Source organism: Streptomyces beigongshangae, from assembly GCF_019710745.1.
In the GTDB taxonomy this organism is placed as follows: domain Bacteria; phylum Actinomycetota; class Actinomycetes; order Streptomycetales; family Streptomycetaceae; genus Streptomyces; species Streptomyces beigongshangae.
The window spans coordinates 1-9,345 of the sequence record NZ_JAHKJW010000116.1; the positions used below are offsets into that span (position 1 = coordinate 1).

Genomic DNA, 9,345 nt, shown 5'->3' on the forward strand with positions numbered 1-9,345 from the left:
ACGGGCGGCGCCGCCCGCCGACGGCCCCGGCGGTCTCGGTGACCGGCTGACGGCGGTGGGGGCGGTCGCGGGCGCCGCCGGTCTCGGCGCCGGGGCCGTGGCGCTGGCCCTGCGGCTGCACGGCAGGCGGGCCGGCCCTAGAACACCGAGAGACCCGTGAGGGTCGTGAAGCGGTCCAGGGCCGTGACTCCCGCCACCGAGTTGCCCTGCTCGTCCAGGCCGGGGCTCCACGCGCACAGGGTGCAGCGGCCGGGGACGACGGCGATGACCCCGCCGCCCACGCCGCTCTTGCCGGGCAGGCCCACGCGGTAGGCGAACTCGCCCGCCGCGTCGTAGGTGCCGCAGGTGAGCATGACCGCGTTGACCTGCTTGGCCTGCCGCTGGGTCAGCAGGCGGGTGCCGTCGGCCCGGATGCCGTGGCGGGCGAGGAATCCGGTGGCCAGGGCGAGGTCGGCGCAGGATGCCTCGACGGAGCACTGGCGGAAGTACTCGTCGAGGAGCACCGGGACCGGGTTCCCGATGTTCCCGTAGGCCGCCATGAAGTGACCCAGCGCGGCGTTGCGGTTGCCGTGGGCGGCCTCCGAGTCGGCGACGTCCTTGTTGACGGCCAGCTCCGCGTTGCCGCTCTCCGCGCGCAGGAAGTCGAGGAGGGTGCCCACCGCGTCGCCGGTCTGCGTGTGGAGGCGGTCGGTGACGACGAGGGCGCCCGCGTTGATGAAGGGGTTGCGGGGGATGCCGTTCTCGTACTCCAGCTGGACGAGGGAGTTGAAGGGGTTGCCGGAGGGTTCGCGGCCGACGTGTTCCCACAGCGCGTCGGCCTCGTGGGCGAGGTCCAGGGCGAGGGTGAACACCTTGGAGATGGACTGCGTCGAGAACGGCTGCCGCCAGTCGCCGACGCCGTACACCGTGCCGTCCAGCTCCGCGACGGCCATCCCGAACCGGTCCGGGTCGCAGGCCGCGAGCGCCGGGATGTAGTCGGCGGGGCGGCCGCGGCCGGGGCGCTGCGCGATCTCCCGGGCGATGCGCTGCAGGACGGGCTGAAAGGCCAGGGCGGAACTCATTCCCCCATTCTGCCGGTCGCTCCGCGGGCAGCACGGACACGCGGCGCGGCGGGTGGGGGTGTGCGGGTGGGTGGGGGCCGGCCGCGCAGTTCCCCGCGCCCCTGAAGGGGCGCCCCCGTGCGGGTACGGTCGCGCCCCGGGTCACCCAGGGGCGCGGGAACTGCGCGACCGGCCACAGCGCGCCCGCACCCGTCGCCGCACCCCGTCGAAGGCCCCTCAGAGCCCTGAGGGCCCTCAAGGCCACGCAGGGCCCGACAGCCGTGCCAGTGGGTCGAGCGACCGGGTCGGCCGGACGTGGCCGACCACCGCTCCGCCCCCCAGCAGCGGCATCCCGGCGAACTCCGCCAGCGCGGCCGGGTCCACGCCCGCCCGCGCGAGCCCCGCCGCGGCCACCGGCACACGCGCGCGGTCCGCACCGTCCGCGATCTTCACCGCCACGGCCCGCCCGTCCGGCAGCGCGGCGACCTGCACACCCTCGAAACCGTCCTTGGCCAGCAGCCCCGGCACCGCCCGCATCAGCGCGGCGACGTCCCGCCCGGAGCCGGACGCCATCTCGGCGTGCTCGCGCATCGCGTCGGCCAGCCGCGCCTCGGGCGTGCCGGCCGGGGCCGTCGTGATCCGCGCGGCGGCGCGCGCCAGCCCGTGCAGCGAGATCGCGAACAGCGGCGCCCCGCACCCGTCGACCGTGACCTGCGCGACGGCCTGCCCGGTCAGGTCCTCGACGATCTCCGCGATCGCCTGCTGCAGCGGATGCGCGGGGTCGAGGTAGTCGTCGAGCGACCACCCGTTCAGCCGCGCCGTGTACAGCATCGCGGCGTGCTTGCCCGAGCAGTTCTGCGCGAGCCTCGACGGCAGCCGCCCGGCACGGATCCAGTTCTCCCGTACGACGGGGTCGAAGGGCAGGTCGGGGACGTTGCGCAGGTCGTCCTCGGTGAGTCCGGCGAGTTCCAGGATCCGCCGGGTACCGGCGAGGTGGCGCTCCTCGCCGGAGTGGCTCGCGGCGGCCAGCGAGAGCAGTTCGCCGTCGAGCGGCAGCCCGGCCCGGAGCATGGCCACGGCCTGCACGGGCTTGAGCGCCGAGCGCGGGTGGAAGGCCGCCTCGATGTCGCCCAGCTGCAGCTCCACGCTCCCGTCGGCGGCCAGCACGACCACCGAGCCGTGGTGGACGCCCTCGACGACACCGCCGCGGACGAGGTGGGCGACGGGGGCGTGCAGCGGTTCACGGACGGCGGGCGCCGCGGCGAGCGGACTCCCGCACGCGGCGAGGGCGTCGAGGCTCATATGCGCTCCCCGCCGTTCCCGGCCGTCCGCCCGAACCGCGAAGGACAGGACACGCGTCCGGTCCGCTCTTCCAGGTACTGCTCGCTCACGCCTTGGTTCCGTCTTCTCTCGGGGTGCGGCCGGCGCCCTCGCGGCGCACGATCGCGGTGAGGGTGGTTCCGACGCGGTCGAGGTGGTGTGTCATCGCCCCGGTCGCGTCGTGTGCGCTGCCGCCGGCGAGTGCCTCGACGACGGCGCGGTGCTCGCGGTCGGACTGCGCACGGCGGCCGCCGAGTCCGTCGAGGAACGCGGACTGGCGGGCCAGCGCGTCCCGGATCTCCTCGATCACGCGCCGGAAGACCGGGTTCCGGGCGGCCTGGGCGACGGAGAGGTGGAACACCGTGTCCATGGCCACCCACGCGGTGGTGTCCCGCTCGCGCTCCATGCGGTCGACGAGGCGGGTCAGGCGGTCGAGGTCCTCGGGTGTCCGCCGTACGGCGGCGTACCCGGCCACCGGGATCTCGACGTGCCGCCGGACCTCCATCAGGTCGCCGGCCGTGTAGCCGCCGAAGGTCGGTTCCCCGACGGGCCCGGCCGATACGACGAACGTGCCCCTGCCGGTCCGGGACACGGTCAGCCCCATGGTCTGCAGCGCGCGCAGCGCCTCCCGCAGCACGGGCCGGCTGACCTCCAGCCGCCGGCACAGCTCCGCCTCGGAGGGCAGCTTGTCCCCCACGGCGTACTCGCCGCGCCCGATGGCACCGCGAAGGTGCCCGAGTACGGCTTCCATGGCGCTGACCCGCCTCGGTACGGAGTCAGCTGTCTGGCTGTCTGACAGGTTCACGGAGGTGATCCTGCGGGGCGCGGGGAGGCGGTGTCAAGGACGTCCTGCGGGGCTTCCCCGCGGGGAGGGCTTCGTCCACCATGGAAGGCATGGCGGATTCAGCGGAAACCTCAGGGATCTTTCAGTCGGACCTCATCGACCTGTCGGGCATCCCCCTGGACCGGCTCGGCACGGTGGACCGCCTGCCGGCGGCGCTCGCCGCCCTGCACCGCACGCTGTCCGGCAACTCCGCCCCGCTGTGCGACAGCGGCATGGCGGCCCTGTGCGGAACCACCCCCTCGGGGCCGGCCGGTGCGACCCGTGACCGTTGACGGACGCCGAGCCGTTCCGGCTGCCGCCGCGGCTGCTCGGCGCCGTCGCCACGGGTGAGCCGGACGAGGCCGACCTCGCCCTGCTGCGGTCGGCGCAGCACAGCCGGCTGCTGCTGGCCCTCGTGGCGATTCTCACCTCCCCCGGACACGCCGACGGCGCCGGGCCCCGGGGGCGCAGGGCGCCGACCCGCCCGTCCGTCTCCTGGGAGCTCCTCGCCCACACACAGCGTTCCGCGCCGGAGGCCGTGGCGGCCGTGCTGGCGGACCCGGCGGTCGGCGCCTGGGCGTTCCAGCTGCTGCGCCGGCTCGACCACGGCACCGTGGCCACCCCCGGGGACGCTCCGCGCTGGGCGGGGACGGCCCTGTTCGGGTCCCTGACGGGGGCCGCCGCCCTGCGCTCCGGGATCCGTGCCACCCTGCGTGTCCCCGCCCGCAAGGGGCAGCTGTGGCTGCCGTCGCTGGGCGTCACCGGGTCCGTCGGCCGGGGGGCCTGGCCGGTGGTGACCCTGGACTGCGGCCCCCGCGGGGCCGTGGTCCACGGGGACGGCGGTTCCGTACGCCTCCCCGGCGACCTGGAGCGCGCCTCCGAGGGCTGGTACCCCCTCCCCCGCGTGGACCGGGACACGCCGGCCGGCCGGGCACCCCTGACGCTCGACCACCTCAGCCCCTACCGCGACTTCCGTGCCGTGAAGGACCCCGCACAGCTCCCGCGGAAGACGCTCCGCCGCTGGCACGCCCTGCTCCGGGAGAGCGACGCGCTCCTGCTCCGGCAGCACCCCTCGGCCCGGCGGCTGGTGAGCGGGACCGTGCGGACGGTCGTACCGGTCGACGGACCGAGCGAACTGCTGGCCGTCAGCGCCACGGCCCCGGACGCCTTCGGCACGGTCACCATGTCGCTGCCGGGCGACGCGCAGGCCACCGCGGCCATCCTGGTCCACGAGGCCCGGCACCAGCTCCTGAGCGCACTGGCCGAACTGACACCGCTGACCGTCTCCGTCCGGCAGGGCCCGCAGCCCGCGTACTTCACCCCCTGGCGCAGCGACCCCCGCCCCCTGCGGGGCCTGCTGTACGGTGCGCACGCCTTCACCGGGGTCATGGCCTTCTGGAGCGCCCGCCGCGCCGAGGACGGGGAACGGGCGGAGTTCGAGTTCGCCGTGCACCGGTGGCAGGTGCGGACGGCGCTGGCGGCCCTGCGCAACGCGACGGGACTGACCCGGGCCGGCGGAACGGTCGTCACCGGGCTGCTGGCGGAGGTCGCCGGCCTGGGGACCGAACCGGTCGGCGGACCCGCGGGACGGCTGGCCGGTCTGTGCTGCCGCGATGTGACGGCGACCTGGCGGGCGGCCCATCTCGCGGTGGACGCCGGGGACGCCGCCGGTCTCGCCGGCCGCTGGCTGGCCGGGCGTCCTCCGCCCCGCGTCCTGCCGGCGTCCCGGTTGCGGGCCGCGCGCACCGGCACGCCGCGCGCGCCGGACACGGGCGCGGCCCGCACCTGGCTCGCGCGGCTCCGGTTCACCGACCCCCGCGGCTTCGACGGGGTGCGCGCACAGCTCGCCGCCGGCACCGCGCACCCCCTGGGCATCAGGGACGCGACACCGGCGGACGCACTCCTGGCGGGGGGCGAGACCGACGCGGCACACGCCGCGTACCGGCGCCAGCCCCCGTCGCTCCCCTCCTGGATCGGGGGCGCGCTCACCGCTCCCGGCGACCGCGGCGCGCCCTTCCTGGAGCGCCCGGAACTGGCCCTGGCGCTCCGGGGCGCGCTCGCCGCTCTCGGCGCGAGCGCCCCCGGGCCGCACGAACTCGCCGCCTGGCTGGGTTCGCGCGACCCCGTCGCCGGTGTCCCCCGGTCAGACGCTCAGCAGGTCGATGTCGCAGTTGGCCCGGATCCCGTCGACCGCGTCCCTGGTCGCCTGGTGATCGGGCCCCAGCGCCCGCCGGCATGACGCGAGGGCCCGCTCGTACACCTCCTGCGCCTCGGCGGTCTCCCCCAGCGCCCTGAGGTCGTACGACAGGTTGAGCATGATCGCCAGGGTCGAGGGGTGGGCGTCCCCGCGGGCCTCGGTGCTGTGCGCCAGCAGTTCCCTGTCCAGGTCACGGGCCCGCTCGGTCTCCCCCAGGGCACAGAAGTCGCTGGCCAGGTTCGTCCGCGCCAGGATCGTGCGGGGATGGTTCGCGTCGAGGACCCGGCCGAGCCCCTCCACCGCCGCCCGGTCCAGCTCGTACGCCTCCTCGGTCTGCCCGAGCAGCCGCAGGGTGACCGCGAGGTTCGTGGCGGTGGCGTAGGCGTGCGGATGTTCCTCGCCGAGGATCTCGCGGCACTGGAGCATCGTCTGGCGGCCCAGCTCGGCGGCCGCGGCGAGGTCACCCGTCTGCCGCAGGTCGGTGGCGTGGTTGAGGGCGGCCCGCACGGTGTCCAGGGACTTCTCGCCGCTCTTGCGCCGCAGCAGGTCGAGCACCCTGGCGGACAGCTCCAGCGCACCCCGGTGATCGCCGGCCTTGCGGCGCGCCACCGACAGTTCGCGCATCACCCAGATGGTGAGGGAGTGCTCCTCGCCGAGCAGTTGCAGAGTCCGCTTCCACAGCGCGTCCTGGCCCTCCAGCGCGGCGCGGAACCGTCCCACCTCCTGGAGGTCGATGTAGACGGAGTGCAGCGTGTTGAGGGTCTGCAGGTGGTCGTCCCCGATCACCTCCACCCGGCGTTCGTAGGTGTCCTCGTGCAGTCTCAGCGCCTCGTCGAAGTCGCCCGCGAGCCGCAGGCTGACCGCGTAGTTGTGGGCCGCCAGCAGGGTCCCGGGGTCGTCGGGGCCCTGCTCCCGCAGGGTGGTCTCGTACGCCCGCTGGTCCAGTTCGCGGGCCCGGTAGAAGTCCCCGCGCAGGCGCAGCAGGATCGCCAGCAGGCTGAGGGCCCGCTGGGTGGCCTCGTCCCGCTCGCCGAGGACCCGGCGGCAGCGTTCGACCAGCTCCGACTGGAGGGCGTAGGCGTCGGTGTAGCGGTTGAGCCAGCGCAGGGTCTCGGCGCGCACCTGGTCCGCCGCGATCACGTGCTCGTGCTCGTCGCCGAGCAGCCTCCGCCAGGCGCCGGTCGCCTCCTCGGCCGCCTCCAGGGCCGCGGTGTAGTCGCTGCGCGCGAGCAGGAAGCGGGCCTCGTTGAGCACCAGTTCGCGTGCCCAGGGGTCCTCGCAGTCGACCATGCCGGAGGCGCGCACATGGGGCAGGAGGGCCGAGTAGCGGGGCCAGTCGGAGGACCGCAGGGGGTTCCTCGGGTCGGCGTGCGCGAGGATCTGGTGCGCGCAGTGGCGCATCTCCGCCCGCTCCGCGGCGTTCATCTGCTCGATGAGGACGCGCTGCACTAGGCGGTGCACCTGGATCGTCGACCTGCGGTGGTCGATCCGGGCGAGGGCGTAGCGCCCGATCTCCCGTACCGCGCGGGCGAGTTTGATGGGGTCGTCGAGCGCCGCGCGCAGCCCGGGCGGCGCGGCGACGCCCCGCACGGCGGAGAAGAAGTCCCAGTCGACCGGTTCCGGGGCGAAGTACGCGCACACCTGGAGCAGTTGCAGGGCCGCCGGATGGTCCTCCCTGAGGCGGTCCAGGGAGACGTTCCAGGCCGCCGCCACGGGGAGGTCGTAGTCCGCGGGGGGATCGACCCGGAGCAGTTCCGCGTACTTCGTCTCGAAGAGATCGAGGTACTGGTGTACCGGCATTCCGGTCTCGGCGAGCCACACCGCCGCCTGCTCCACGGCGAGCGGCAGGTCACCGAGCGAGTCGGCCAGCCGGTCGGCGGCGTCCTCGGGAATCTGCGGACTGCGTCGCTTGATGAGCGCGACGCTCTCCTCACGTGCAAACACATCGACCTCTAGTGAATTGGCCAAGCTCGACCACTGGGAATTGCGCGACGTGACCAGGACCCGTCCCGGTCCGTCGTTGGGGAAGAACTGCCTGACTTCCTGCGGGTTCTCCGCGTTGTCGAAGACCAGGAGCCAATTCGAGTAGGGTTCGCCGACCCGTAGGGCCTCCAGGACAGCGGGTACGGCACTTCGGTCGGCGCCGGCCCGCAGACCCATCTGTTCCCCGAGTTCGATCAGGGACTGCACGATGAGGTTGGTCTGTTCGGATGGAATCCACCAGATCAGCCGGTAGTCCCTGCTCCGCCTGTACACGTGCTCGATGGCGATCTGGGACTTGCCGACTCCCCCCATGCCGTGCAGTGCTTCGGGGAGGACCGCGGTGACACCTTCGGACAAACGCCCGTTCAGCTGTTCGAGGAGGTCCTCGCGGCCGGTGAAATTACGGTTCCGCTGCGGAACGCTGCCCCACAGCCGCGGCGGTGGTTCCGTACGCGTACGGGGTGGAACGGACTGCGACGCGGTGGACACGGAACCTCCTGGGGCTACTTGCGACAAGGGCGACTCCTGCAGCTGGGGAAGCGGTGGCACAGGGGGCGGATCGCCCACCGTAGTGGAACCGTGACCGAGTGTCACCTCCTTCGGTGAAGGTGGTTCCCCGGACTCGTGCAGAAGTCTTCTCAGCCGGGTGGCCCGGGTCAGGTAGGGCCCGGACAGCGCCCACAGAGCCGTGTGCAGAGGGCGCACGAAGGGCCTGGTGCGCTCCGTGACCGGCGGGTCGACCGCGTCGACGCGCCATTGCAGCAGGGCGTCGCCCCCGGTCACCGAGGCGGCCAGCCGGGGACCGAGGTGCGCGGAGACCTGCCGGAGCACGTCCATGGTCTCGCCGCGGGTGCCGAGGCCCAGCAGCTCCTCCCTGACCCCTTCCCCGAAGTCGAAGGAGACCTGCCGGGCGTCCTCGGCGTCGACACGGCTGTCCGTGCGCCGCACGAGGCCGAACAGCAGGAGCTCGGCGAGGTTCCACGCCTCCGCCCCCGGCAGCGACCTCTGGACCAGACGCATCACCGGCAGGTTCAGCGGGGCCGCGGCCAGTCTGCGGGCCAGCGCGAACGCCGCCGGGGACGCCTCCGCCGTGAAGCTCCGCACCGCCTCCGCGGCCCGTACCGGAAGGGGGCGGGGCAGGGCCTGCGCGACGTGGCGCGGCGCTCCCGGTTCGCCCCGCTCGGCGGTGAGCAGGACCGCCGCGTCGTGCGTGTCCCCGGACGCCGCGACGAGCCGCGCCCAGCGCCGCAGGGACCCGGGGGTGAGTTCCAGGAGCGGTACGGGCACGGCTGCGCCGGTTCGCGCCGGGTCCCCGGTGCCGGGCTCGTCGAGCGCCGTGCCGGAACCACTCGTACGCAGCAGCCTCAGCGAGGCGTTGGGCACGGCGGCGCCGTCGGTGGCCAGCCGGGCGCGCACCGCTCCGGGCAGGGTGAATTCCCAGACCTCCTGGGGCATCAGGCTCAGCACCGCGAGGGGCGAGGTCCGCCCGGTGGCGTGGAGGAACGCGGCCGCGTCGCCGTTGCGCCAGCCTTTGCCGATGCCGTCCGTGAGGACGAGCACCAGGTCGTCCGGTCCGTACGTGCCGGGGAGCGGCCGTCCCCGGCGGCGCCGTACCGCCGCTCCCGCGGCGCGGACGTCGAGTGCCACGACCTCGATGGAGCGGAACGCCGCCGTGTGCTCCAGGAGGTTCCGCACCTCCCGGACCGTGTCCCTCCACAGCTCCATCGACGCGGCCGTGTCGACGAGGAGCACCAGCCGCAGACGCCGTTCGTCGGGGCGTCTGCACACCGGCAGCCACAGGTCCTCGGCCGCGACGCGCTCCGCGGTGGCCTCCTCGTCGAGCACCAGGGCGTCGCCGGCCGGCCGCCGCAGCCGCAGCGGCCGCAGCGCCTGCCCGAGGGCGAGCCCGCCGCCCGGGAGCCGGAACGCCGCGGGGTCGTCCGCCCGCTCCCCGGCTCCCGGACCGGAACGGCTCTCCCCGG

General features: G+C 74.5%; 6 protein-coding genes. 2 read left to right on the forward strand and 4 right to left on the reverse strand.

Going from position 1 to position 9,345, the window contains the following annotated elements; all coding sequences use genetic code 11:
• Positions 1 to 137: 137 nt before the first annotated feature.
• The 3 genes from KM933_RS37810 to KM933_RS37820 form a co-directional block, all read right to left on the reverse strand.
• Positions 138 to 1,061, reverse strand: coding sequence for a glutaminase (locus KM933_RS37810; protein WP_221361779.1), 924 nt, complete (start codon positions 1,059 to 1,061; stop codon positions 138 to 140).
• Between the two features lie 234 nt (positions 1,062 to 1,295).
• A complete protein-coding gene (locus tag KM933_RS37815; RefSeq protein ID WP_221361781.1) occupies positions 1,296 to 2,342 on the reverse strand; it encodes an asparaginase in 1,047 nt (348 codons plus the stop codon).
• 85 nt (positions 2,343 to 2,427) lie between these two features.
• Positions 2,428 to 3,165 (reverse strand): FadR/GntR family transcriptional regulator, encoded by a 738-nt coding sequence (locus KM933_RS37820; protein WP_221361790.1) that lies wholly within the window; start codon positions 3,163 to 3,165, stop codon positions 2,428 to 2,430.
• A gap of 89 nt (positions 3,166 to 3,254) precedes the next feature.
• Here KM933_RS37820 and KM933_RS37825 point away from each other — a divergent pair, with 89 nt between their 5' ends.
• Positions 3,255 to 3,476 carry a hypothetical protein gene (locus tag KM933_RS37825; protein WP_221361792.1) on the forward strand — a complete coding sequence of 74 codons (222 nt, stop codon included), beginning with the start codon at positions 3,255 to 3,257 and terminating at the stop codon, positions 3,474 to 3,476.
• Positions 3,473 to 5,422, forward strand: a complete 1,950-nt coding sequence (locus tag KM933_RS37830; RefSeq protein ID WP_221361794.1) for an HEXXH motif domain-containing protein — start codon at positions 3,473 to 3,475, stop codon at positions 5,420 to 5,422. The genes KM933_RS37825 and KM933_RS37830 overlap by 4 nt, the downstream gene beginning before the upstream one ends.
• On the opposite strand, the gene fxsT is transcribed toward KM933_RS37830, so the two are convergent.
• Positions 5,327 to 9,345: FxSxx-COOH system tetratricopeptide repeat protein (gene fxsT / locus KM933_RS37835; RefSeq protein ID WP_221361796.1), on the reverse strand; the 4,019-nt coding region annotated here is incomplete at its 5' end. The two genes, KM933_RS37830 and fxsT, sit on opposite strands and share 96 nt — an antisense overlap.